At 41.8% G+C, this 26,038-nt stretch carries 25 protein-coding genes and 1 pseudogene; 16 read left to right on the forward strand and 10 right to left on the reverse strand.

Features of this window, described 5'->3' with window-relative positions:
* Positions 1-202 precede the first annotated feature (202 nt).
* Together ACXAF2_RS10300 and ACXAF2_RS10305 are read left to right on the forward strand one after the other, a co-directional pair.
* The gene (locus tag ACXAF2_RS10300) at positions 203-706 is read left to right on the forward strand and encodes an MFS transporter (RefSeq protein ID WP_475138494.1); all 504 of its coding nucleotides are present in this window, start codon (positions 203-205) and stop codon (positions 704-706) included.
* A gap of 111 nt (positions 707-817) precedes the next feature.
* Positions 818-1,330: pseudogene (locus ACXAF2_RS10305) on the forward strand (MFS transporter); the annotation flags it as partial.
* Positions 1,331-1,723: 393 nt separating this feature from the next.
* Here the strand turns inward: ACXAF2_RS10305 and ACXAF2_RS10310 are convergent.
* Positions 1,724-2,338 carry a nuclease-related domain-containing protein gene (locus tag ACXAF2_RS10310; protein WP_475138496.1) on the reverse strand — a complete coding sequence of 205 codons (615 nt, stop codon included), beginning with the start codon at positions 2,336-2,338 and terminating at the stop codon, positions 1,724-1,726.
* An 81-nt stretch (positions 2,339-2,419) separates the two neighbouring features.
* On the opposite strand from ACXAF2_RS10310, the gene ACXAF2_RS10315 reads away from it, so the two are divergent.
* Positions 2,420-2,587 (forward strand): hypothetical protein, encoded by a 168-nt coding sequence (locus tag ACXAF2_RS10315; RefSeq protein ID WP_475138497.1) that lies wholly within the window; start codon positions 2,420-2,422, stop codon positions 2,585-2,587.
* Between the two features lie 112 nt (positions 2,588-2,699).
* Here the strand turns inward: ACXAF2_RS10315 and ACXAF2_RS10320 are convergent, their stop codons facing one another.
* On the reverse strand, positions 2,700-3,620 hold the full coding sequence (locus tag ACXAF2_RS10320) for a C40 family peptidase (RefSeq protein ID WP_475138499.1): 921 nt from the start codon (positions 3,618-3,620) through the stop codon (positions 2,700-2,702).
* A gap of 504 nt (positions 3,621-4,124) precedes the next feature.
* On the opposite strand from ACXAF2_RS10320, the gene ACXAF2_RS10325 reads away from it, so the two are divergent.
* From ACXAF2_RS10325 to ACXAF2_RS10360, 8 genes are all read left to right on the forward strand, one after another.
* A complete protein-coding gene (locus ACXAF2_RS10325; RefSeq protein WP_475138501.1) occupies positions 4,125-5,171 on the forward strand; it encodes an acyltransferase in 1,047 nt (348 codons plus the stop codon).
* A gap of 159 nt (positions 5,172-5,330) precedes the next feature.
* Entirely contained in the window at positions 5,331-5,582 is a 252-nt protein-coding gene (locus tag ACXAF2_RS10330; protein WP_475138503.1) for a hypothetical protein, read from the forward strand.
* 85 nt (positions 5,583-5,667) lie between these two features.
* Positions 5,668-5,922, forward strand: a complete 255-nt coding sequence (locus tag ACXAF2_RS10335) for a hypothetical protein (protein WP_475138505.1) — start codon at positions 5,668-5,670, stop codon at positions 5,920-5,922.
* Between the two features lie 442 nt (positions 5,923-6,364).
* Positions 6,365-7,780 carry a PTS system trehalose-specific EIIBC component gene (gene treP, locus ACXAF2_RS10340; protein ID WP_475138506.1) on the forward strand — a complete coding sequence of 472 codons (1,416 nt, stop codon included), beginning with the start codon at positions 6,365-6,367 and terminating at the stop codon, positions 7,778-7,780.
* Between the two features lie 346 nt (positions 7,781-8,126).
* Complete coding sequence (treC, locus tag ACXAF2_RS10345) at positions 8,127-9,812, forward strand: alpha,alpha-phosphotrehalase (protein WP_475138508.1); 1,686 nt, start codon at positions 8,127-8,129, stop codon at positions 9,810-9,812.
* A gap of 105 nt (positions 9,813-9,917) precedes the next feature.
* On the forward strand, positions 9,918-10,145 hold the full coding sequence (locus ACXAF2_RS10350; protein ID WP_475138510.1) for a hypothetical protein: 228 nt from the start codon (positions 9,918-9,920) through the stop codon (positions 10,143-10,145).
* Complete coding sequence (locus tag ACXAF2_RS10355) at positions 10,142-10,618, forward strand: hypothetical protein (RefSeq protein ID WP_475138512.1); 477 nt, start codon at positions 10,142-10,144, stop codon at positions 10,616-10,618. Before ACXAF2_RS10350 ends, ACXAF2_RS10355 begins: the two co-directional genes overlap by 4 nt.
* Positions 10,619-10,690: 72 nt before the next feature.
* On the forward strand, positions 10,691-10,852 hold the full coding sequence (locus tag ACXAF2_RS10360; protein WP_475138515.1) for an aspartyl-phosphate phosphatase Spo0E family protein: 162 nt from the start codon (positions 10,691-10,693) through the stop codon (positions 10,850-10,852).
* 33 nt (positions 10,853-10,885) lie between these two features.
* Here the strand turns inward: ACXAF2_RS10360 and ACXAF2_RS10365 are convergent, their stop codons facing one another.
* A complete protein-coding gene (locus ACXAF2_RS10365) occupies positions 10,886-11,491 on the reverse strand; it encodes a Cif family virulence factor (RefSeq protein ID WP_475138517.1) in 606 nt (201 codons plus the stop codon).
* Between the two features lie 118 nt (positions 11,492-11,609).
* Between ACXAF2_RS10365 and treR the strand changes: the two genes are divergently transcribed.
* On the forward strand, positions 11,610-12,332 hold the full coding sequence (gene treR / locus ACXAF2_RS10370; RefSeq protein WP_475138519.1) for a trehalose operon repressor: 723 nt from the start codon (positions 11,610-11,612) through the stop codon (positions 12,330-12,332).
* Positions 12,333-12,757: 425 nt separating this feature from the next.
* Here treR and ACXAF2_RS10375 read toward each other — a convergent pair whose 3' ends face one another.
* Positions 12,758-13,435 (reverse strand): response regulator transcription factor, encoded by a 678-nt coding sequence (locus ACXAF2_RS10375; protein WP_475138521.1) that lies wholly within the window; start codon positions 13,433-13,435, stop codon positions 12,758-12,760.
* Positions 13,436-13,465: 30 nt separating this feature from the next.
* On the reverse strand, positions 13,466-14,608 hold the full coding sequence (locus tag ACXAF2_RS10380) for a sensor histidine kinase (protein WP_475139174.1): 1,143 nt from the start codon (positions 14,606-14,608) through the stop codon (positions 13,466-13,468).
* Between the two features lie 540 nt (positions 14,609-15,148).
* On the opposite strand from ACXAF2_RS10380, the gene ACXAF2_RS10385 reads away from it, so the two are divergent.
* From ACXAF2_RS10385 to ACXAF2_RS10395, 3 genes are all read left to right on the forward strand, one after another.
* On the forward strand, positions 15,149-15,793 hold the full coding sequence (locus tag ACXAF2_RS10385; protein ID WP_475138523.1) for a YigZ family protein: 645 nt from the start codon (positions 15,149-15,151) through the stop codon (positions 15,791-15,793).
* Positions 15,794-16,164: 371 nt separating this feature from the next.
* A complete protein-coding gene (locus tag ACXAF2_RS10390) occupies positions 16,165-17,226 on the forward strand; it encodes a glycosyltransferase family 4 protein (RefSeq protein ID WP_475138524.1) in 1,062 nt (353 codons plus the stop codon).
* 451 nt (positions 17,227-17,677) lie between these two features.
* The gene (locus tag ACXAF2_RS10395; RefSeq protein ID WP_475138526.1) at positions 17,678-18,145 is read left to right on the forward strand and encodes an SRPBCC family protein; all 468 of its coding nucleotides are present in this window, start codon (positions 17,678-17,680) and stop codon (positions 18,143-18,145) included.
* Between the two features lie 18 nt (positions 18,146-18,163).
* On the opposite strand, the gene ACXAF2_RS10400 is transcribed toward ACXAF2_RS10395, so the two are convergent.
* The 4 genes from ACXAF2_RS10400 to galU all read right to left on the reverse strand — a co-directional run bounded on the left by ACXAF2_RS10400 (position 18,164) and on the right by galU (position 23,550).
* Entirely contained in the window at positions 18,164-19,975 is a 1,812-nt protein-coding gene (locus ACXAF2_RS10400) for an LTA synthase family protein (protein WP_475138527.1), read from the reverse strand.
* Positions 19,976-20,148: 173 nt separating this feature from the next.
* Positions 20,149-21,285, reverse strand: a complete 1,137-nt coding sequence (locus ACXAF2_RS10405; RefSeq protein WP_475138529.1) for a glycosyltransferase family 2 protein — start codon at positions 21,283-21,285, stop codon at positions 20,149-20,151.
* Between the two features lie 71 nt (positions 21,286-21,356).
* Positions 21,357-22,661: a UDP-glucose dehydrogenase family protein gene (locus ACXAF2_RS10410; RefSeq protein WP_475138530.1), complete on the reverse strand. Its 1,305-nt coding sequence runs from the start codon at positions 22,659-22,661 to the stop codon at positions 21,357-21,359.
* Positions 22,662-22,677: 16 nt separating this feature from the next.
* Positions 22,678-23,550, reverse strand: coding sequence for a UTP--glucose-1-phosphate uridylyltransferase GalU (gene galU / locus ACXAF2_RS10415; protein WP_475138532.1), 873 nt, complete (start codon positions 23,548-23,550; stop codon positions 22,678-22,680).
* A 256-nt stretch (positions 23,551-23,806) separates the two neighbouring features.
* Here galU and ACXAF2_RS10420 point away from each other — a divergent pair, with 256 nt between their 5' ends.
* Positions 23,807-24,607, forward strand: a complete 801-nt coding sequence (locus tag ACXAF2_RS10420) for a glycosyltransferase family 2 protein (RefSeq protein ID WP_148996417.1) — start codon at positions 23,807-23,809, stop codon at positions 24,605-24,607.
* A gap of 454 nt (positions 24,608-25,061) precedes the next feature.
* Here ACXAF2_RS10420 and ACXAF2_RS10425 read toward each other — a convergent pair whose 3' ends face one another.
* Positions 25,062-26,030 (reverse strand): hypothetical protein, encoded by a 969-nt coding sequence (locus tag ACXAF2_RS10425; RefSeq protein ID WP_475138533.1) that lies wholly within the window; start codon positions 26,028-26,030, stop codon positions 25,062-25,064.
* Between the last annotated feature and the right edge of the window lie 8 nt (positions 26,031-26,038).

The following is a 26,038-nucleotide window of genomic DNA, read 5'->3' on the forward strand; positions in this document are numbered from 1 at the left end:
AATCTCTATTTTTCTGTAGTACTACTTCTCTTCGTTAGGCATAATGTCCTGCAAGTATTTGTAAATGAATTGTTATCCTTCCATATTTTTCAATGGTCCTAAAGAGATGGTCGCTAAGTTGGTATTCCCCATCTAACTTCTATATAATTACTCAATGTTTGTAAATTGATTTCCAGTTTAAATAAAGGGAGTTTTGATAGATTTGAAAAATCAGACATGGTTGTCCGTTCAGTTCTTTTCGATTATTTTCACATGGGGAATTTTCATACCTTATTGGACAGCGTGGCTGGTGGAGAGTAAGGACTTTTCTATTTCGGCTGCAAGTACGGTGATTGCAGTTGGAATGATTGCCCGGTCGTTTTCAAGCTTTTTCCTGTTTCCGAAGTTGAGTCAGACGATTTCATTGGGTCGACTTTCTCGGTGGCTTGTGTTGATTTCCAGGGTTGCATTGCTACTGTTCCTGCCTATGAATTCCTTTGGTATGATTTTGGTGTGCATGGTGTTGTTCAGCCTTGTTTACCCGATGATGCTTCCGATGGTGGAGAGCATGGCGGCTGTGATGATGAAGGAAGATGGCATTGATTATGGCCGGAGCCGGTCGTGGGGATCGATTGGATATACGGTTGCGTTGCTTGCAGTTGGGTTTTTGACTTCGATTTTTACCGAGGGGGCAGTGATTTATCTGTTGTTCGGTGGGAGTCCATGAGTGGTACCAGTGGTCAGGAAAAGCTTTCATACCGGGGCTTGCTGAAATACCGTAAGTTTGTCTGGGCCATGGTAATTGTTGTCTTGATTCAGTGGGGCACATGCTTCATACTATAATTATGGTGTGCTCTATTTGAAGGAATTAGATGTTAGCGCCGTTTATATCGGCATGATTTTAAATATTGCCGTGTTGCCTGAAATTCTGTTCTTTGCGTTTTCAGATCGTTTGTTAAAAGGGCGAAGCATTTCAGTCATGTTTATGATATCAGCAGGGGCTGCTGTGACGCGTTGGACTTTGTTGTTCCTATTCCCCAGCACCCCTGTATTCATCTTTACCCAAATCTTTCACTCTCTAACCTTCGTATTGACACATTATGCTTTTATACGGTTGAGTTATGAAGAATTGGAGAGCAAGGATATCCCCGCTGCCCAAGGAGTGTATACTCCGTTGGGTATGGGGTTGAGTACGGCGATTCTGACGTTTATCGGTGGTTTCTTGTATGATATTTCGCCCGGTTCTGCGTTTCTAGGAATGGCGGTTGTCATGATTCCTTGCGTGGTGCTTGGTGGATGGATGTATTGGAAGTATGATCGGGTAGCGGATGGTGTGTATAGTAATAAATAGAGTTTGGCGGGATACCGTTCAGGATATTGAATCCTGGGCGGTTTTTTTAGGTATAGATGTTGGTGTAGACGGTGCCTTTGGTGGATCCCTCCTTTTTGAGGTTGAGGGATTGCAGGATTATTGTGCCGGTTTTTGGTGATGACAGGTTCAGAAAGTTTCGCAGTTCACGATTGGTAATGGTGGGTTTGATGAGAAGGAAGTAATCCTGAATGGCGTTATGGTGGGCTGTTTTGGACAAGTGGTGGCAGTTGGGGCATTGCCATATGCCTGTCTTCCTGTTCATGATATGAAGGCATTTTTCACACTGTACCCCTTTTATGATGTTGTTTCGGTTAACTGATAGGTTGTGAGTATTGATGAATACTTAGGTTTGTGTTGATTCAGTAGGAGTCGCTATACTTTTTTGATGTTGATTACTTCCCGGGTGTATTGTGTGTTTAACTTGCTGATTTCTCTCACGATGTTTTGGGCGTGGATGATTTTGTCGTAAGGAGGGATTCGTTTATGACCGGGAGCCATCTTCAGAATCGTTGACGGATGACTGAAAACCACCAGGAATTCGATTGGGGGACACGGAAGCTTATTATTCAGGAACCACTTCTGAAGGAGCAGTTTCTGGCGGTTGACCTGTGTGATGGGATCTTGATAGCCGGTTTCGATTCCATTGAACTCCTTGGAGAGCTGATTGAATTCGGGGTCTATCGTAAGGATGCCGGAAATGTTTTTTATTTCGATTGGGAGTAAATAGTAGGGGGTGACCAGCAGGCTATCGATTTGGAAGTCATGCGGTTCCATTGGCAGACTGAGGTCGTTGAAGATCATATATTTTTTATCCGTCAGGAAGCTTAAGTGATAATCGACTGACCGTTCCCCTGCGTATCCCGCTTTCCTTTTTTTGAAATCCTGTTCGATGAGGGGGCGTTTCGGGTGATCAGGGGGCTGCAGCCTTTTGAGTAAGGCTTCGGTTTGGAGGAGTTTGTGGGGAGGTATTCGTTTTTTTACATTCATTTGTTAAGGAAACACTCCTTTTGGATTGGAATATAGAATTATTCTACTTTTTTGAGGAAATTCCTGCTTTTTGATGGGATTTTGTTTAGGATTGTCTTTTTTCAGCTGGAGTGGTGGTCCTTTACGGGAATTGTGGAACGGATTGGGGATGAAGTTTCGGGCTGGGCATGTCTTGGTGGAGGAATTGATCCCCTTTCAGAAGGATTCAATCCCGATTTCGGATTATTGATCCTGTTTGAAGTTTATTGATCCTGTTCCTGATTTATTGATCCTCTTTCCCATTATTTGATCCTCCATGTCGAATTTCCTCGGAAATAACACAAATCAAAAACGCCCCGCCAAGGCAGGACGTTCCATAATATTAGTTAAATCGCTTATATCCGACAAACTTAGGATTCCAATACGTGTTGCTCAACTTCGAAATCGTGACCCCGCTGTCTGAAGCGTGAACGAATTCTCCATTTCCTAGGTAGATCCCCATATGGCTGATCCCGGCTTTATACGTATTCTCGAAGAATACCAGGTCCCCTGCTTTCGGGCTCGAAACAAAGGATGATTTGCTGTAGTAGCCTTCTGTGTTGGTACGCGCAATCGATTGTCCTGCCTGGTTGAATACATAGTAGATGAAACCGCTGCAGTCGAACCCGGATGGTGATGTTCCGCCCCATGCGTATGGAGTTCCTACGTATTTCTTCGCAATGTCGACGACACTTGAAGATGGAGTTTGCGTTCCGCCGTCAGACGTTCCCTTAATGGAAAGCTTTTGACCGACGTAGATGTTATCGGAGCTTAATCCGTTCCATGACTTGATGGAAGAAACGCTCACATCATAACGGATAGCGATGTGGGATAAGGTATCTCCGGATTGGACGGTATAGGTACTAGAGCCTGATGGTGGCTGAGTGCTCGTGCTTCCAGATGAAACAACCAGCTTTTGACCAGGATAGATGACGTCACTCTTTAAATTGTTCCACGCTCGGAGTTCAGCGACATACACATCAAACTTTGCACCGATTTTTGACAGATAATCACCTGATTGAACCGTATACGTTTTAGCAGAAGTACTGCTTGGCGCTGATACTTCAAGGACTTGGTTTACATAGATCATGTCGGAGGTCAGGTTATTCCAACTCTTCAGGTTTGAAACGGATGTATCATATTTATAAGCAATCACCGAAAGGGAATCCCCTGATTGTACGCGGTAAGAAGCCGCTTCCGATGAATTGACAGCAACGGACGAAAGTAACGCAGCAGTAGTAAAGGCAATAATGGTTTTCTTCAAAAAAATGTCTCCTTTATTGATCATGTCGAATTTTGTTGCTTGTCCATTATGGAGGAAGGAGACTGATAGTTTAATAGGCTAATATTCTTATCTGAAGAAAAATAAGGAAGAAACCCCAGTATAATAGGGTTTAGTAATTTATGGTTTTATTACCATAATAGGTAACTCAACTAAAAAGTTTTATGTCTGCCCTTGGCTATTACATATCGTTTTAATAGGTGAATATCCTTATTTGCTCAAAAGAACGCGTAACCCTCTGCCTCGCGCACTTTAGAAATAAATGGTTGCGCTTCCATCGCTGAGTTGACGGCTTTATAGGTCTTTACTCTCTATTTGTCGCAAGATGATTGGATTTCTCACCTTTCCTATGAACCATTCAATCTCATGCAGTCCCTCCCTATTACCCACTCCCTGATTTCATCAAGAAAATTCTGAATGACAAGACTATTTTTATAGATTAAAATGAATAGAATTTATATTTATGTATACAAGGGGCGGGTTGGATTGGCGGAGAAAATTAGGCTGTCAAACTTTGAATCTCTCAGGGTACTGTCGATGGTCATGATCGTCTTGTTGCATTTCGGTACCTACGGATTTTCAAAATATATTGCGATATCAGAGTTAAGCACGGTGAATCAATATTTATTCCATTTCATAAAGGTGCTTTGTATCGTTGGGGTCAATGTGTATGTGCTGATTAGCGGGTATTTTTTATGCAAGTCACAATTTAAAATGAGCAAAGCGTTAAGGGTCGTACGGGAAACGTTCATTTTCTCGGTTCTTATTTTTGCCGGATTGACGGTTTTACAATTAACGGATGGTTCCTATACCAGCTTTATCAGGTCGGTATTCCCGGTGTATCTGTCCACCTACTGGTTCATCACCGTGTATATCGTATTGTTTCTGCTTTCACCTTATTTAAATATCTTAATCAATCAGCTATCAAAGAAGGATTACGGAAAATTCCTCTTCCTATTATTTATGATCAATTGTGTATGGCAGCTCTTCCATCCGTTGGGGAGCTTCGGGGTGAACGGTGGCTATAGCATCGTGCATTTCATCTTCCTCTATTTTGTGGCGGGCTATTTAAGACACCATGGGCAGTTCCTGTCTTCCTTAAGCAAGCACTATTATTTAAGCGTTTACATTTTACTGGGAGCCGTTTCTGCCATGGTTTTACTACAATCATGGGAATTACCATTTAAGCTGTTGTCGTATAACTCCCCAGTTATTGTGGCGATGTCACTTGCGCTGTTCCTCTTCTTCTCGAAGCTTACGTTTGTATCAAGGCCCATTAACTTCATATCCGGATATGTATTGGGGGTTTATTTGATCCATGAGCATCCGTTGATCAGGCAGCGGTTGTGGAATAACGTGATGGAGTGGATGAGCACGGGGAATGAATCTTTATTGATTGTTCAATATCTGCTGTATGCGGTTCTGATATTCGGGATTTGCCTGGGGATATCTTATGTGGTTTATTCGATGATCAATTATAAGACACTCTTGAAGAAGAAGGATCCAGTTAAAAAGGTGAAGATGGCCAGTTGATGGCATCTGGATAAAGAAGAATGGAATGAAAGAAAGCACGCCAGCTGGTATTCAGCTGGCGTTTTTCGTTGAATTTGCAAACTAAATGTCAAAAATGGTTTACGTTTAGAAAAAACAGGTAAATTTACATATAAGTGTAAACTATTTAGGAGGGGTACTTTGGAAGCTTTGATGTATTTGTTCAATATTATTATTGCTGTCTACTTATTTATGGATGCGAAAAAACATGACAAAAATCCATGGTTGTGGGGGATTCTTGGACTGCTGTTCAGTTTCATCACATTAGGAATCTACTGGATCATAACTGGCAGGAAGGTTTTGGGCTGGATTGTACTCATCGCCTATATCGTGTGGATCATATTAGGAATTATTGGTGTAATTGCAGTTGGTATGTTTGATGCCTTAAATTAAGGTACTTATTTAGATTGACTGATTGAAGGAAGATATCTGCTTTGTTTGGCAGATGTCTTATTTATAACTCGAAAGGAGGTTTTATATGTGGGAAGGGCATACCAAAAAGGTAGACAAAGGATTCGAACTGGTTTACTTCAAACTCACTTATAGAAGGAAGATGATTCGAACTCTTTGGATGACCCCGCTTCTCCCTATTTTATATATTCTATTAAGATTAATAGGGCTGGACGTTTTCTATACATGGATCTTTCTGTCCTTCTTCTTGCTTATTCATCTGGCTCAACTTTATTATACCTATTATATGTGGAATAAAGTTGAGAGAGGTAGTAAAGGATAAATTCTAATTGGAGGCACTTTCCTGGGTTGAAGGGGGTGTCTCCTTGTTTGTTTGACTCGCTGAGCATCCGGATAGGAAGATGCAAAATAAAATGCCACTCAACCATTTTTTAATGCTACATACTCCTCTTCTTTCACTATTTTACTTCAATTAGAGTCAGTTCCATTTATTTTCCCCCTAAAAACTATATGAAAACGCTACACTTTTCCATTGACAACTTGTATATACATGAATACAATAAAACTATATCTTGTATATACAACAAGACCCCTATTAAATGAAAGCGTTTCGTTTTATCTGAAGTTTTTTACGAAAGCATACAGAGAAGCGTTTTTCCCATACTATTTAGGGGAATTCCATTAATAGAAATGAAAGCGGGTTCAAGACAACTCTCGACATTTTTCGAGAGTTGCCATGCACCATAACTAAGGGAGGGATTTTCATGAGCGTGAAACGTGAAGACGTTCTGGAAATTATTGAAGCGATTGGCGGCAAGGATAATATCCGCACGGCCACTCATTGTGTGACTCGTCTTCGGTTGGTATTGAATGATGAGAAAAAGGTTGATAAGGAAAGATTAGAGGCAATTGATCTAGTGAAAGGTTCATTCTCTTCCAACGGTCAGTTCCAGGTTGTCATCGGACAAGGTCTTGTAAATAAAGCGTATCAAATGTTGGCGGAAGAAACAGGGATTGAGCAGGCTTCCAAGCAGGATGTGAAGGACGCCGCCACTCAAAACCTGAATCCATTGCAGCGTGCGATCAAGGTATTGGCGGATATCTTCATTCCGATTCTGCCTGCGATCGTGACGGCCGGTTTGTTGATGGGTCTGAATAATATTTTGACCGGGCCGGGGATTTTCTATGATGAGAAATCGGTCATTGATGTTCATAAGCAATGGGCTGATTTCGCTTCGATCATTAACTTGATTGCCAACACGGCCTTTGTGTTCCTGCCCGGGTTGATTGGTTGGTCTGCGGTCAAGCGTTTTGGCGGAAGTCCATTACTCGGTATCGTATTAGGTCTTATGCTTGTTCATCCGGACTTACTTAACGCTTGGTCTTATGCAAGTGCAGAAAAGATTCCTACATGGAACTTATTCGGCTTTGAAGTCGACAAGATTGGGTATCAAGGACAGGTTCTACCGATTCTATTCGCTTCCTATCTATTAGCGAAAATCGAAATGTTCCTGGATAAGAAAGTTCATGATTCCATCAAGCTATTGGTAGTTGCGCCAGTTGCACTCTTAATTACTGGGTTTGCTTCATTTATCTTGATTGGACCGGTAACGTTCTTTATCGGTAACCTATTAACAGACGGTGTCGTTTGGGTATTCGACTCTGCTTCATGGTTAGGTGGATTGCTATATGGTGGTCTGTATGCGGTGATGGTTATCACAGGAATGCACCATACTTTCCTTGCAGTAGACTTACAGCTGGTCGGAAGCCAAGGCGGAACATTCCTATGGCCAATCCTGGCACTATCGAATATCGCACAAGGCTCAGCTGCTCTGGCGATGATGTTTGTCGCGAAGAAAGAAAACGAAAAACTTCGTGGTCTGGCAGGTACTTCTGCCATCTCGGCTTATTTAGGAATTACCGAACCCGCGATGTTCGGGGTTAACCTACGCTACCGCTACCCATTCATCAGTGCCTTAATCGGGTCTGCAATCGGTGGTGTCCTGTTAGCGATGACAGGAACAAAAGCATTCTCCATCGGTGTAGGTGGATTACCCGGATTTCTATCGATCATTCCTGAATACTGGCTATCCTTCTTCATCGGAATGGCCATCTGTATCGTCGTACCATTCGTCCTGACAATGGTATGGTCAAAATTCAGCAAAAACGAAGCAGCCTAATAAATAGAAAAAGAAAACAGTTGTAACAACTTGTATATACAAGTTAAACTAAGGGGGACAAATCAATTCTATCCACAAGCCTATTCAGGTTGTGTGTAATGGATGGTTGTCTCCCTTTTGTTTAGGGACGGACCTTCTCAAAGCTTGCAGTAGTGGGGAGTGTCCAGTCTCATTAGTGAAAAATCAGAGGAATATGTGTGGGAGGTCCGTCCCTCTTCCGTGATGCGGGGACGGACCTAAAGATAGCAAAATCGCAGCAGAATCATGTTTGACGGTCATGATTGTATATAAGTGAGATCGATTGAGGTCCGTCCCTCAAAATTATATCTAGGATGGTGTATAAGATATGAAGCAGCCTTGGTGGAAGAAGTCGGTTGTGTATCAGATTTATCCGAAGAGTTTTTATGATACGTCGGGGAATGGCGTTGGGGATATTAAGGGAATTACGGCGAAGTTGGATTATTTGAAGGAGCTTGGGATTGATGTGGTGTGGTTGACGCCTATTTATAAGAGTCCTCAGCGTGACAACGGTTACGACATTAGCGATTATTTCAATATTCACGATGAGTACGGGACGATGGAGGATTTCGATGAGCTATTGGAACAGGCCCACCAGCGTGGAATCAAGATCATCATGGATATCGTCATCAACCATACATCCACGGAGAACCAGTGGTTCATTGAGTCCCGGAAATCGAAGGATAACGAGTACCGTGACTTCTATATATGGAAAGACGGCAAGCCGGATGGTTCCGAGCCGACAAACTGGCAGTCTAAGTTCGGAGGGAACGCCTGGCAGTATGATGAGGAAACGGGTCAATACTACCTTCACCTCTTTGACGTGACCCAGGCTGACTTGAACTGGGAGAACGATGAGGTCCGCCAGAAGCTATATGATATGATGCACTTCTGGCTGAAGAAAGGCGTCGACGGCTTCCGCCTGGACGTGATCAATCTGATCTCCAAAGATCAGGACTTCCCTGATGATGACGGTTCGGTCGCACCTGGAGACGGACGCAAGTTTTACACAGACGGCCCTAAGGTCCACCAGTATATGCAGGAAATGAACAAGGAAGTCTTCTCTCAATATGACATCATGACGGTTGGAGAAATGTCTTCTACAACGATCGATCACTGTATCAAATATTCGAATCCTGACCGCAACGAACTCAGCATGACGTTTAATTTTCACCATCTGAAAGTGGATTACCCTAACGGTGAGAAATGGTCGGTTGCTGACTTTGACTTTCCGAAGCTGAAGGACATCCTTTCTACCTGGCAGCGTGAAATGCATAAAGGCGGCGGCTGGAACGCCCTATTCTGGTGCAACCATGACCAGCCCCGCATCGTGTCACGCTACGGAGATGACGGTGAGTACCGTAACGAATCGGCGAAGATGCTCGCGACAACGATCCATATGATGCAGGGTACCCCTTATATCTATCAGGGGGAAGAGTTCGGGATGACAAACCCTAAGTTTACAAGCATCGATGAATACCGTGACGTTGAGTCGATCAACATCTTCAATATATTAAAAGAGCAAGGTAAATCCGAAGAAGAGATTTTAGAGATTCTGCGTCACAAGTCACGTGATAATTCAAGAACGCCTGTGCAGTGGAATGGTGAAGAGAACGCCGGATTCACAAGTGGCACTCCTTGGATTCCTGTGGCTAAGAACTACAAAGAAATCAATGCTGAACAAGCGCTGAAAGACGAAAACTCTGTGTTCTATCACTATCAGAAGTTGAACCGCCTCCGTAAGGAATATGCCATCATCGTGGACGGGGACTATCAGCTGATTCTTGAAGATCATCCTGATATCTTTGCGTATGTACGCAATGTTAACGATGAGAAGTTACTTGTAGTGAATAACTTTTATGGGCATGAGTCTAAATTCAACCTTCCTGGTGAGGTAAATGTGGACGGCTGGACAAGCGAGATTCTGCTATCAAATTATGATGATTCGGCGAACGTGTATGAGAATGTGACGCTACGTCCCTATGAGTCTGTCGTGTATCGATTAACTAAATAAGGTAAAATAACGTTTAGGGCATGGTCCCTAAGCGTTATTTTTTTAGGATTGCATTAGTAAAATTATGGGTATTGTTCTATACAACTACCATTTGAAAGGATCCTTATGAACAATAAAATGAAAAAAGCGATAAAATTCGCGTTATTACTGTACCCAATCCTGATTGGGATAAGCGGGACCGTTATGTTGACTGTATTATTGCTATGGGTCATCCCAAAAGCCCAAATTTCAAGTGTAGCCCTCCCTCTTTCCATGATGGGGATTTACATATACGGTACATGTGCAATTTCATTAATCGTACGAATGAAGTTTTTTAAAGGGGAAATGAAGTGAATAGCCAAATACCACTAAAGATCATCCGATCATCATTATTGCTTTTTTCTATTTTCGTCGGTTTGATGGTTACAATCACATTGCTGGTTTTACTATTTTGGGGGATACCAAAGAATGATCTCCGCTCACAACTACCTGCGATACTTATTTGGGCCGGCTTCGTTTATGGACTTTGTGCAGTAGCTGTTATGATTAGACATTATTTACGAAATAAAGTAAGCAGTAAGCTGGAGACTGTTCAGGGTAAACAGCCTACAAGAAAGATCATCCGATCAGGGTTATTGCTTTTCGCCATCATTACAATACTTAGCGGTACCTTCTCCCTATTTATCATTAGCCTTAACTTTTTCACAAGAGGAGACTTACCCGACCAGCCGTTTATGGCATTGGTTGCTTCGAGTATTCTCAACTATAGCTTTGCCACCATATTACTCTTGGTGCGTTCAAAATTTTTCAAGAAGAATATAAATTAGTAAACCAAATAAACTACATAGTTAACATTTATTCTCTATTATGGGATAATAAAGCTAAAAGGAGTTCCTGCAATGAACGGCACAACCAAAGTTCAAACTCTCTTGCAAGAAATGGAAACAAAGCGCCTCGAACTAAAACATTTTGCACTATACCATGGTTTCTCATATCCCGAAACCGTGAAACTTAGTCAGGAACTTGATGAACTATTCAACCGTTATCAACGATTGAAATAAAAAAAAGGCTGCGCGTTGACGCAGCCTTTCATCTTATTCCGTTGCTTCCTCTTCCCCTTCACTAGCCAAGAAGAAAATCGCTGCAACCTTCCATCCATCCTCTTTTTTATGGAATACGGTTACCTGCTTCCCTGAACGGGTCACTTCCTTATCGCTATTCGGGTCCTTCGTTGTCGCTTCAATTTCTGCATAAACGTCTGCTTTTTTTCCAGCTGCATAATTGATGATCTTCACGTTTTCCACCGTACGCTTCGAATCGACGGAGTCAAAGATCTGTTTCACATAGCGCTCTTCGTCCGCGTATTCGAAATTCACCGGTGTCTTCGAGATGACACTCATGTATGATTCGAAGTCTTCTTCGTTAAATGCATTGATATATTGATCAAAGGCTGCGTTGATCGCCGTTTTCTCTTCTTCCGGGATACCCTCTGCTTCTTTCAGCTCGCTCGCATCCTCAACGATTTGGGTCATTTGATTCAGAGATGCCGCTTCGTCTGTTGCCGGGTCTTCACTTGGCTTTACCTCTTCCGTACTGTTTGTGTTCTCTTCCTTCTTCTCTTCGTCTGCACCACAAGCACCCAATAGTAATGTACTCATGCCAATTCCCAACATGATTTTCTTCCAATGCTGTTTCGACAATGCTCTTCACCCTTTTCTAAAATTTGCGCTATCTCCATTCTATTGAAAATATTCACAACACTCAAGTTCAATCTCATTTCTTCCTATTAATTATGGTAAAATAATAGCAGGTGATATTATGACGAAAAGCAATAAATACAAACAAATCTTCGAGGATCTCTCTGAAAAAATACAGGATGGCACCTACACAGCGAATTCGATCCTGCCATCGGAAAACGAGCTCTCGGTGATGTATGCCACTTCACGTGAGACGATTCGTAAAGCGCTTACATTATTGGCTCAAAAAGGGTTCATTCAAAAGCTGCGGGGAAAAGGGTCCCTCGTACTTGATGTGTCGCGGATGAGCTTTCCGATCTCAGGTCTTGTGAGCTTTAAAGAGCTGCAGACCTCCATGGGTCGGGATCAGATTGAGACGTCCGTGCATGAGTTTGGACTGATGCGTGCTGATGACCAGGTTGCTTCCCAGCTCGAGACTTCTGCAAACACGGAAGTATGGAAAGTCGTCCGCTCCCGTCAAATCAGCGGGGAGCGAATTATATTGGACAAATCCTATTTTCTGAAAGAGCAAGTCCCTTTGTTGACGAAAGAAATATGCGAGAACTCGATTTATGAATATCTGGAGGGTGAACTCGAGCTCCCGATCGATTTTGCCAAAAAAGAGATTGTCGTGGAAGAGTGTACGGATGAGGACCGGAAGTATCTTGATTTAGATAGATATGACCATGTGGTTGTCGTGAAGAATTTTGTTCATTTGAAGGATGCCACATTGTTTGAGTATACGGAATCACGCCACCGGCTGGATATGTTTCGGTTCGTCGATTTTGCTCGGAGAAAGCATTAGGATGGGTCCACTTCCTGGTTGGGGAGTGGATTTTTTATATAGCCTTTGTCGTTGCCGCAGATCGAGAGTGGTACTGGACGGCCTAACGCATGTCTACGCGTAAAGAAAATTCGACACGGAGGATCAATTCTTAGAAAAAAGGATTAATTAATTTGATTCAGGATCAATAAATTCCAACAAGGATTGAATTTCCGGATTCTGGATTGAAAACTATCCAAAGGGACTAATTCCTTCGCGAGGGTATCCTTGATCAGGAAATCCACCCCTATTCCGGCCTTCAATCCCTCTGAAGATCCCACTCCAAGCTGAAAAAAGACAATCTAAAGCCCTAAACTCATCCGAAACCACATTATAAAACAAAAAAACGGCCCTTCACCAAGAAGGACCGCTCTCTCAACAACAAATTAACAATACACAACTCTCTATTATCGTACTTCCACCCAACCGTTCTTAATCGCAGTTACCACTGCCTGAGTACGGTCGTTCACATTCATCTTTTGTAATATATTACTTACATGATTTTTAACAGTTTTCTCACTGATATACAGGCCTTCACCGATACCGCGGTTACTTTTACCGTCGGCAAGCATCTGCAGTACTTCACATTCGCGGCGTGTTAATAGGTGAAGCGGGCGGCGAACCTCAGATTGTTGGAATCCACCTGAATTTTGGGCGTTTGCCAGGCGCTTGTATTCTGTTACAAGATTATGCGTTACTTTAGGATGTACATATGAACCGCCATCAGCGACAATCTTAACAGCGTCAACCAAAGCGTCTGAATCCATTTCTTTTAATAGGTAGCCAAGAGCTCCTGTTTTCAACGCATGGTTTACGTAGTTTTCGTCATCGTGGATGGATAAGATGATGACCTTCGTATCCGGGTATCTGTCCATCAGTTCACGTGTTGCTTCTACGCCGTTTGTTTCAGGCATATTGATGTCCATCAGGACAACATCTGGTTCGTGTGTTTCAACTAGGTTCATGGCTTCTGAACCGTCATCGCCTTCTGCTACTACGTTGAAAGAAGGTTCGAATTCCAGGATTCGTTTTACTCCCTCTCTGAAAAGCTGATGATCATCAATGATAACAATATTTGTTGCCATGTCTTTCGCCTCCCTAAACCTTGGAAAAATTTACGTATTAAGCGGAACCTGAATCAGTATGACCGTTCCTGTTCCTACTTTCGAGTCAATCGTGATGTCTCCTTCAAGAAGGTCGACACGTTCTTTCATCCCCATGATGCCAAAGGATCCTGTTTTTTGTTTCTCTTTATCGAATCCTTTGCCGTTGTCTTTGACGACAACTGTTATTTGGTCTTTCTTTACTTCTACTTTAACTTGTATATGTGTCGCTTCAGCGTGCTTAAGTGCGTTCTGGACGCTTTCTTGTACTAATCGGAATAGAGCGACTTCGAATTTTGAAGGAAGTCTGATATCGAGTCCCATATTCACAAACTGAATCGAGGTCTCCTGGTTATACTCTTCGATTGTACTCAAGTATTTTTTGAGGGTCGGAATTAACCCCAGGTCATCAAGTGCCATTGGTCTGAGGTCGTAAATGATGCGACGAACCTCGTACAGGGCTGAGCGGACCATCCGTTTGAGGTCGCGAATTTCCTTGATGGCATCGTCTGTGCTTTTTTCACGGAAAACCCGCTCGATCAGATCGGAACGAATTAAGACGTTGGCCATCATTTGTGCAGGGCCATCATGAATCTCACGGGATAAGCGTTTCCGCTCGTCCTCTTGTGCCTCGATGATTTGAAGGCCGAAATCCTGGCGCTGCTTCGCATCCTCCAGTGCCTCATTCACTTGTCGTAAGTCACTATTTAAATAATTGAGAACCACGGATATTTGCGAGCAAAGATTTTCTGCCCGTTCAATCGTGTCCCCGAGTGCGTGTAACCGTCTTTCCAGTTCATCGCGACGGTCTCTCAATTGCTTTTCTTGCTGTCTATTCATGGATAGCTTCATTTGCAGGTCATGAGCCTTTTCATACGCTTCTCTTACCTGATCTTCTGAATAGGTTTGAAAATGCTTGCTTACTTCAGAAAGTCTGAGTCGGGCAAACTTCGATTTCTGTTGGAGATGATCTCCTTCATCAATCACTTTCAAGACCATTTCTTTTACTTCCAGCAGTTCTTTCATCAAATCTTCATAATCAGTTCGACATTGCTCGCCAATCTGGAAGATTTCATCCTTACTTTCGTCAACCGTATCGACCATCTTTTTCAGGATGCTATCTAACATCTTGGTGTCTATTTTTTTAAGTGACACGGTACACCCCTCTTTTGTTCCACTATAGTAGTCAACCCAGAATAAAGCTTCATGAAAAACTATATTCACATAGCAATAATCGGTTGTTTCAGCTTGAGTTTCAGCCATTTCATTATGTCCATGGACCTACCACTCATCTACCTATTATCAATTCCATGTAAAATCATAAAACTCCTTTATTCATCTAGGCATATTCCTATGTAATACCTCTACCAAGGGATCATTCGCTCTGGGAACATTAGAGAATGAATGGGAATTATCTAGACCATTCGACTTCCCTTTCAGAGCTTTGGAACAACTGAAGTATTACTTTCAGCGTCCATTATACCATGTCACATATTGTCGGAGATTAAAGTTTGATTACATTGTATTACCATTATTTCATGTAGAACCATTTTTTTCCGTTTATATTGGGAGGGTTTTAATTATTTATGTGCAATCCGTTCTACTTTTATATATAGTAGATATTGAATACAAACAAAGATTAAACGCGAATTTCGCCATCATTCATACATAAGGAAGCTGAAAGGAGAAACCGTTTTGCTACATCACTATAATACCGTCAAGGGTTTCGGAGAAAATGAAATCACGATAGAACGCTCCAGATTCATCACCTATGTAAATCGTGTGGAAAATGAAGAAGAAGCCCAGGAATTCATCGCTGACATTAAGAAGAAGCATGGAGATGCGAATCATAACTGTTCCGCCTATATGATCGGTGAACACAACCTCATTCAAAAAGCAAATGACGATGGAGAGCCGAGTGGGACAGCAGGTGTACCCATGCTTGAAGTATTAAAAAAACGGGACCTTAAAGACACGGTTGTCGTTGTTACCCGTTATTTCGGCGGGATTAAGCTTGGTGCCGGGGGACTTATCCGCGCATATGGCCGTGCGACCTCAGAAGGCTTGAATGCAACAGGTATTGTGGAAAGAAGCCTGATGCGGATCATGAAGGCGACGATCGATTATACCTGGTTAGGAAAAGTGGAAAATGAAGTGAGGTCTTCTCATTATCAACTGAAGGACATTCAGTACTTGGAATCCGTAGAGGTAGAGGTCTATGTAGAGGAAGCCAAAAAAACCTCGTTCATTGAATGGATGACCGAGCTGACAAATGGACAGGCTGACATACTAGAAGGGGATGTGGAATACCTCGAAATGCCTGTTGACATCAACTCGTAAAAATTTTTACATTGGAAAAATCTTTTTTCTTACAAAGCCATCATTAAACTCATACTAATTGTATAGAAGTAACGCGGAAAAATGACTCTTTAGACGGATAGAGAAATACACGTTTTTCGCCTACAATGGTGAAATTAATTGGACAACCTAACGTTTAGATTCATCTGGTTAATGGGTAGTAATAAATTAACTTGTTACTTTTTGAAACTTTTCACTAAAATTCGACGTCTAACTAAGAAAGCCTCTGCTTTTTTTGACATAATACCCACTACGTATTTTAGTAATTGTTCCCTTAAAAAAAATGTTGCACATCATTAAATATGTGGTATTCTTACAATTGGAGTGCCCATAGAAGAAAAAGAGGTGAACGAATGTACTCTCTAATTGATTTTGTAATTGCTTTTGCTATTTCTTTAGTTGTTTCTGTAGCAGTGACTCCATTCGTAATCAAATTCGCCAAGCGATTTGGCTTTGTCGATAAACCAGACCATCGTAAGGTTCACAAAGGACTCATGCCTCGTGTGGGCGGCTTATCGATCGTCATCGGTGCATCAGCTGGCTTGTTGTATTTGAATGATCTAATCGGGCCCCTTTGGCCGGTCATTCTTGGGGGTGGAATCATCCTGATCGTAGGGATCCTAGATGATCGCTTTACCCTGTCACCAAAAGCTAAGCTTGTTGGACAAATCCTGGCAGCTTGTATCGTCGTGTTTGCCGACTTTAAAATTGACTTCATTACTTTGCCGTTCGTGGCAGAGCGTATATATTTAGGGAATTTCAGTTATGTGTTCGGGATTCTGTGGATCGTTGGAATCACCAATGCCATTAACCTGATCGATGGTCTGGATGGACTGGCAGGCGGAGTATCCGTTATTGCCATGACGTCCATTATGGCTCTTGCAGCCATGAATGGCCAGTATATGGTCGTTGCCCTTACCGTTATCTTAATTGGTGGGACCATTGGATTTCTATTCTTCAACTTCAATCCTGCGAAGATTTTCATGGGTGATACAGGAGCATTATTCCTTGGCTATTGCATCTCGATTATCTCGCTGCTTGGATTGTTCAAGAGTGTGACGATCTTCAGTTTAGTTGTTCCAATTATCATCCTGGCTATACCAATTTTCGATACGTTCTTTGCTATCATCAGACGTGTCCTGAATAAGCAAAAGATCTCAGCACCTGATAAATCTCATTTACACCATCGCTTACTGGCAATGGGCTTCTCTCATAAAGAGACGGTCCTGATCATTTATGCGATCGGAGCATTCTTCGGACTATGTGCGATCCTATTCACTCGATCAACGCTTTGGGGAGCCATTCTATTCTCCGCTGTTCTAGTGATTATTATTCAGTTAACAGCAGAAGTGGTTGGATTGATCGGTCAACATAAACCTTTGATCAATACGATGAAGAAATTACGCGAGAGATAAGCACACGCTTCCGTTTATGCGTGGAAAATACTAGATTAGTAGAAAACCTTGGATGATTATCCAAGGTTTTCTTTATTTATCTGATTAGAAACTGACCAGTATTGACTTCAAATAGGCTGATAATAGGAGATTTTCTTTAGATTGTCCTTTTTTTAGCCGGGAATGTGATCTAATATTAGTTTGAAGGCCGATTCTGGTGAAGAAACTGCGAGTTAAATTGGTCTTCGCGGGATAATTGATCCGGATTGGGATAGTATTGATCCAGATTTACGATAATTAATCCTGATTGGGCTTTTTTAATTCTAAATCTGATTAATTGATCCTAATTTCAATTAATTGATCCTCCGTGTCGAATTTCTTCATATAAGCATTCGATACCTCAAGGACCGTCCCCTATCTCAAATAACCAATCGTCCAAAATGAACGATTAAGAAAAGGAGTTGACTCAATAGTGCCCACGATTCGACATATCACTTATATAAACGCTCCTGTACCTCTTTGTTTTGATTTAGCCCGTAATGTGGAGATTCATACTCAAACCACCTCCAGAACCAAGGAGAGGGCCGTTGGAGGCGTCACAAGCGGGTTGTTAGAGTTAGGAGATCTTGTCACATGGGAAGCCGTTCACTTTGGCGTCAAACAGCGATTGACGGCTCAAATTGTCGAAATGGATACTCCTCATTCGTTCACAGATGTGATGGTGAAGGGTTCTTTTAAATCCTTTACTCATGTCCATGAATTTCACGAACAGGAAAATGGCACACTAATGAAAGACACTTTCACATATAAGGCTCCTTTTGGCTTGTTGGGGAATCTTGCAGACATCCTCTTTTTAAAAAGGTACATGGACACATTCATCGAGATGAGAGCAAACGAATTGAAGAATATCGCAGAGCAGAAAAACACTCCTATCGCATAGACAGGAGTGTTTAAGTGGTTATTCTTTTTCTTCGAAATAATTACTTCTGATAATGAGATCCGATACTTGCTGAGCTCTCAATTCGTATTCCTTCTGTTCCTCTGTCAGTTCACGATTTGAACGAATGATATTCTCGAGTGGAATGACGGCAAAGCTGTTGTCCGATGTAAGCATATTTCTTCCCATTATGACATCTTCATATTTCTTTTCCTCAATGCCCATTACATAGGCTAATGTAGGATAGATATCGACTTGACCATATGCTTTGTCTAATTCCAATGATTCCATCCCCGGATTGTAGAGGATGAACGGCACTCTGCCTTCTTCATCAATCCCCTCAACCTTAGGATTTTCTTTCATCATTTGATCCTTGTAGCTGTTTTCGAAGGCTGCGTGATCTCCGAAAATGGCTATCATGGTGTCATCGAGCATGTCTTTCGCTTCCAAATCCTCTAACAGCTTACCTACTGCCATATCCGTGTAATGAATGGACTGGAGATAGTGAGCGGCTGATGTGTTACTGTATTGCGCTTCAAATTCCAAGCCTCTGAATTGCTCAGGAATCACGAACGGCGTATGGCTTGTTAACGTGATCAGATAGCCATAGTAAGGCTGCTCTTTCTTACTTAAGAATTCAACCGATTGATGGAAAAATTCTTCATCACTCAAGCCCATTCCGATTTCTTCGCCTTCATGGAATTCCTCAATGGCATGATATTCGTCGATATCGATATGCGGATATGCTTCTCTTCTGTTCCAATACGTTCCCTCGTCCCCATGAAAAGCAAAGGTGGAATAACCCTTTTCCTTCAATAGACCGGGTAGCGTCGTGTAATCATTCGTCGGATATCGGAAGAATGTACTCCCTTCCATTACCGGCAGCAGGGATGTATTCACAACAAACTCCGCATCAGAGCTTCGCCCGCCCTTTGTTTGCGGAAAAAAGTTGGAAGCATAAATGCTGTTCTTCAACAGTTTGTTCAAGTTGGGGGTGACCTCTTTCCCATTCACCTTTTTATTCAGCACCCAATTTTCAAGGGATTCGAATTGGAGAATGAGGAGGTTTTTCCCTTCTCCGACTCCTTCGTACTTATTATTTAAATACAGTCTCTTTTCTCTATATTCATCTTTATTGTCGAACCAATCTTTCACGAGAGCTTCCTCTTCCTCGTTCAAGTCAATGTAACGATTGTTCTGATAAAACAGGTACATATCCAGCACACTGTATTGAAGCGGATTGAACTTCAATATGTAATCATAGCGATCGTAGATCTTAAAGATTTGAGCATATGGAGTGCCATCAACATAGTGATTCTTCAATGGCTTCACGGCAAGAATGCTGAAACCTGCAAGAAAGAGTATGATAAAGGTTTTCCATTGAACCTTAGGAATCGAAAATGATTTCTTTTTAGTCAGAATAAGCAATAAGATGATATCTACTACAAATAGGACATCCAGCCCGTTGATCAGTTCCATGATGCTCGGCCCTAACCCAGATAGATTAGACGTCTGCAGCAAGGCAAAGAACGATAATGGTGTTCCAAAATAGCGGATATACCATAACTGCGACAGCAACAGGAAGGTCGCAATGATATTAAGACCGATGATAGCCGTCTTCCTGGACCAAGTCTTAAACAGAAACACAAAAGAAAATAACATCAAAATACTGCCCGGAAGTGTCACAAATAAGCTTTTCACTTCGAATAAGCCTTTTCCTAATAATAAATAGAATAAAACGACTTTAATGGAAAGTCCGATGGCAGAGATGAGCAGAAGCTTGTCTTTCCATATGGATAGCAATCCCTCTTTTAACTTGTTTACTAGATTCATAATCTTTATACCCCGTTTACATAATTGTAATAAAATTTTAACACTTTTCCTTTTACTTATAAAGTCAGGGTATGACATTTTATTATTGAAATCGACATTATTAGAGATGGTCACGATACGTATACACGCGAAAAAACCCGGTTTGAAGAGTCTCAAACCGGGTTTTGTTTCCATTATCTACTAGTTGGTGTCCATGTCGCCTGTCTCTTACCCGAGATTGCTCTCAGTGTACCGAGGAAAGCTGCATAGTTTACCAGGCAGAAGTAGTAAGGAATGTACGTTATTTTGTTGCTCGTCACTTTGCCTAATAGTGCGAGAATATAGAATGCCAATTGTAAGCCAAACATGACTTGATATAATGGTTGATCCAACAGGAAAAGATTCATGATAAAAATAGCAATCATATAGTATGGAACAAGCCATCTTAAGAATTTATGAGACATGTATTTATAGAAGAAATCGAAATTCCTGAACGGATTCAACACATGCTTGTAGCTCATGATTCCTGTGAAGCTCCGTGTTACGATACGGACTTTCCGGCCAAATTCTTCTGATGATTTTGGTGATGTCTCTTCCATCGTAATCGCATTCGGTTCATAAACGAATCTCTTTTGCTGGTTGATGATGATCAGCGGGTTCTGCATATCATCCCCGACGTTCGGATTCATTTCTTTAAACAACTCTTTGCGCAACGCATAGATTGAACCATTTGCTACGATTGTCGTACCTGTTGCCGTCTCAAGCATTTTCAGGAGCTTTTCATACTTCCAATAAGCACCCTCTGACTCTCCGATGGATGAGTTGGTTGGATTCGTCAAACGAAGCTCTCCACAAACTCCACCGATCTCTTCATCTTTAAAGTGCTTCACTAAATGATGAACGGCATCCTTATTGTAAAGCGAGTTCGCATCGGAAAATACAAGGACCTCTCCAGTTGCCAGAGGGACGGACTTGTTCAGTGCAGCGGTCTTCCCTTGTCTTCCTTTTACGACGTTCAACTTCACGTTCGGATATTTTGCCACAAACTCATTGACGATGTCATTCGTTCTGTCGGAAGAATCATCTGACACAACGATGATTTCAAGCTTGTCCTGCGGATAATCAAGATCCACAGAGTTTTGTACTTTTTCAGCGATGACTTTCTCTTCGTTATACGCTGCGATAAAGAGCGTTACCTTTGGTTCATAGCCTGTATCCGTGATTTGATCCTTTTTGACAACTCCTGATATGAGCTTCAGCAGGATCGGATAACCGGCATAGATATAAACCGAAAGGAGTATCAGCAGCCAAAAGATTATTTCTAGTATCATGTCATGACTTCCTCTCATCTATCCTTATTACCAATTGAAGGTGGACCCTGATGAAGGATCCACCTATCATGTTATGCTTTGACCGTTTTTCTTCCGATTGACGCATAGTAGAATCCGTTCTCTTCCATGTGAGCCGGATCAAAGATATTACGTCCATCCACAATGATCTTACTGTCTACAATCGTAGATACTTTCTCTAAATCAAGCTCTCTCACTTCATCCCACTCCGTTAAGATGAGGATGGCATCAGAGTTTTGAATGACTTCATATAAATCTTGACCTGTACGCAGGTTCGGAATAAGCGTCTTCGCATTTTTCTCTGCAATGCGATCATAAGCGATGATATCCGCTCCAAGCTCTTGCAGCTTCGGAATGACATCAACAGAAGGCGCGTCCCTCATGTCATCTGTATTCGGCTTAAATGCAAGACCAAGGACGGCAATTTTCTTGTCTTTCAGGTCGCCATCGAAGGCTTCCACCAGCTTGTCTACAACCTTAAATCGCTGGAGACCATTCACCTCTTCAACGTCTTTGACAATCTTGAAATCGTACCCTACTTGATCCGCAATCTTCACAAGTGCACTTGTATCTTTAGGGAAACAAGAACCTCCGTAACCGATTCCTGCGTTCAGGAACTGAGGGCCGATACGAGGGTCATACCCCATTCCCTCTGCCACCTTCGTCACATCTGCTCCAACTAGTTCGCATACGTTTGCCACTTCATTGATGAAGCTGATTTTCGTTGCCAGGAACGCATTGGATGCATATTTGATCATTTCAGATGTTTCGATGTTTGTCACGACAATATTCTTGGTAAAAGGAGCATGTAATTCCTTCAGGATCGCTTCCGCTTTCTCTGATTCCACACCGATGACCGCTCTTTCCATATTCACCGTATCGTAAATAGCCGATCCTTCACGCAGGAATTCAGGGTTGGAAGCGACATCGAATTCGTCATGTCCGACAACATCTTGGATGACACTTTTGATCATGGCACCTGTTCCCACTGGAACCGTACTCTTCGTAACGATCACTTTATAGTCATGCAGGTGCTCTGCAATCGAGCGGGCAGCCGCTTCGATATATTGCAGGTTCGCTTCACCATTTTCCTTTGGAGGAGTTCCAACCGCAATGATGACGAGATCCGCATCCTTCATCCCATCAGCATAATCCGTTGTGAAGGATAAGCGGCCTTCGCTGATATTCTTTTCTACTAATTCGGTCAATCCCGGCTCGTATATAGGAATGATTCCATTTTTCAGGTTCTCTACTTTTTGAGCGTCTATATCCAGGCATGTCACGTTATTTCCTGCGTCACTGAAGCACACGCCTGAAACAAGTCCTACATAACCTGTACCAATTACACAAATGTTCATCTTAATTTCTCCTTGTTCATTCTGAAATGATGTCTTTTAACCAGCTTTTCAATGGACCTTTAAGGTCATCTCTCATTAAAGCAAACTCTACTGTTGCTTGAACAAAGCCGTATTTGTTTCCAATATCATATCTTTTACCATCAAAAGAATATCCGTAAACATTTTGCTTAGTGTTTAATTCTTGAAGAGCATCTGTCAATTGAATTTCATTTCCTTGACCCGGCTCCAGGTTTCCTAGAATATCAAGAACATCCGGAGTTAGTACGTAACGGCCCATGATCGCCATATTAGAAGGAGCATCTTCCAATTTTGGCTTTTCCACGAGTCCTTTGACTTTGAAAAGCGGACCTTCATTCGAAGGGTCTTCTACGTCGATGACACCATATTTGGATACGTCCTCATCAGGAACTTCCTGTACGCCGATGATGCTCGATTCTTTTTCTTCGAATTCATCGATCAGTTGTTTAAGGCAAGGTTTCTCAGAGATCACGATGTCGTCTCCAAGTAAGACTGCGAAAGGATCGTTCCCGATGAATTTTCTGGCACACCAGATGGCATGTCCAAGTCCTTTTGGCTCTTTTTGACGAATGTAGTGAATGTCCGCAAGATGAGAGATTTGTTTGATTTGCTCTAACTCATCGTATTTTTCTTTCATTGCGAGCATTTCTTCAAGCTCTAAAGACTTGTCAAAATGATCTTCGATGGCACGTTTTCCACGGCCTGTTACAATCAGGATATCCTCTATCCCTGAATGAACGGCTTCTTCGATAATATATTGAATTGTAGGTTTGTCTACAATTGGTAACATTTCTTTCGGCTGTGCCTTTGTTGCTGGTAAGAATCTAGTACCTAAACCCGCAGCCGGGATAATCGCTTTTTTCACTCTCAAAGAACTCACCTCTTAGTTTTGTGTAAATCAATTGTTCTTATTCTGCCTCGAAGTCTTTTTAAATAGTGTCTGCAGATTTTGGCTCATTTACGCCTCTTGAAGAGAAATCTGAATGGCGATCGAAACGTTCGTTTCAATCGCTGAGTCAAAATCATTAAATTTCACGAGTATTATACCATATGTTGTTGATTTCTTAATCTCACAGGTTTATTGTGCTATAATATAGCGAGTAATTTCAGATGTGAGGATGAAGAAAATGATTAGTGTAATCGTACCAACTCTTGGAACGAAACCAGAGGAACTGAAACGATTGTTTGAAAGTCTTAATAATCAAGTATATAAAGACTTCGAAGTCATTATTGTATCACAAGACAATCACAATTATATTACATCCGTTTTAAAAGATGTTAACTTTAAATACAATCATATTGAAATTGATCGCAAAGGGTTGTCACTTGCACGAAACGTTGGTATCGAGCATGCCAAGGGAAGCATTCTGACGTTTTCGGATGATGACTGCTGGTATAATGACGATTCGTTCCAGCTTGTTATTGATTATTTTAACGAGAATCTCGAGACCGATGTCGCTTGCTTCCAGATCTATGATCCGATCAAAGGCGTTTACTATAAAGAATATGACGAAGAAGAGCAGAAACAGGTTACAACCGGTAAGCTGTTGAAGAAGTCTTCTATCGAGATCTTTATCCAGACGGCCAATATCGAGCGTTCACTGATTCAATTCGACGAGAAATTCGGCTTGGGTGCAATCTATCCCTCAGGGGAAGAGAATGTCTTCTTATTTGATTTAGCCAGAAATCATAAGTCTATCAGCTATTTTCCGAAGGTTGTCGTTAATCATGAGAAGCCTGAGATGCAAACCCGTTTGTATGAAAAGTCCTTTATCGGAAAAGGTCCTTTGTTTAAGAGAATGTACAATACCCCTACTGCAGTGGTGCTATTGACTCTCTTCACGTTAAAAAAGTACCGTCATTTAGATGAGCCATTTAGCTATTACGGTAAAGCGTTCAGAGAGATTTTCAGGTATGAGAAGAAATAGTGTTTGTTTGATTTGATTTTTCGGCAGGTGCCCGGTTGTGGGCGCCTGCCGTTTTTTAGTTTGTGATAGATGCCAGATTGTATTTTATAGTAAATCGATTTTCGTTCGTTTTGGATGGATTTTTCATTTAGATTGTCCATTTTGGGTGGGAATGTGCTATTTGGGTAGATTGCAGGCCGATTTGAGGGGGAAATCTGCGGGTCTGAGTAACTTTCGCAGCATAGATTGATCCTATATGGAAGTAATTGATCCTGATCTACGATATTTAATCCCCTATTGGCCTTTTCAATCCTGAATTTGATTTATTGATCCTAATTTCAATGAATTGATCCTTCATGTCGAATTTTTTTTATCCTCCAACCGTACCGTTTCCATCAACAGATTCTATTGCAAATCATCTGCGAATCCAGAATAAAAAAGATGCACCCCACTTCCCCGGGTGCACCTCATGAAATCACTTCTCTTTTAAAATGACTTCCGTAATCATGTCATTTTCTTTCGTTAACTCCAGCTCATTTTGTTCGAGGTCCAGCTCATTTTCAAGATCTCCGTGAATCTTTTCGAATTCAGCTGCCGGAATGTTTACCGGGAACTTGATTTCCACTAGTCGCTTATCTTCGTTCAATCCAACAAAGGAATTGAACTCCTTGTAATAGTAGAAGAATTCAACATCGCCTTTCCCTTCAAAGATGTAAACAGGATCACCATACTTATTGAACAGGTTCTTTTCTGAGTACCCGATTGGAAGAGGCGTTTCTGGTAGAAGACCTGCGTCCACGTACTGTAGGAATTCATCCGATAGGACTTTTCGGTTGTTCTTTTCGTAATCGATTCGGAAGCTCAGCGTTCCGGACTTTTTAAGTAGCTCTTCGTCTGTCAACTCCAAAAACTCATCCGTCGCAACATCCTCATTTAAAGCACCTATTAACTCGACAATCGGAATTTCTTCTTGGGCTAATAGAATTTTTGTAATCTTGCCCTCTTCTACTTCGAATACAATACTTTGTTTCTTGATGATCATATACACGTACGATTGTGCAGCATTTTCATCTGCTTTGTATTCAAACATGTCCAGCTCTAAGTTGTTGTCAATAACCTTTTGCAGGTTATCTCCTACATTGATCGTGTCAGAAATCTTGAACTTTTTATTGGATGTGATCAGATAGTCTGCTTCCCCGCCAGTGAAGTGAACGCGAAGCTTCTGTTCTGAATCATCCAGTACTTCATCCTTGGAATCAGGATCTTCCAGTACCTTATATACTTCCTGGTACCTTTCACCTAAGCCGAAATTCAGGAGTGAATATTCGTTTCCGACCGATTTATATTCACTTTTTTGCACCTCTTTTGTTTTCACGCCTACAATGATGCCGAACAAAAGAACCACAAAGATCAGATATGAAAGAAAGATTTTGTATGAACTCAACTGTATCA

This window comes from Rossellomorea sp. ABR4_004 (assembly GCF_056159585.1).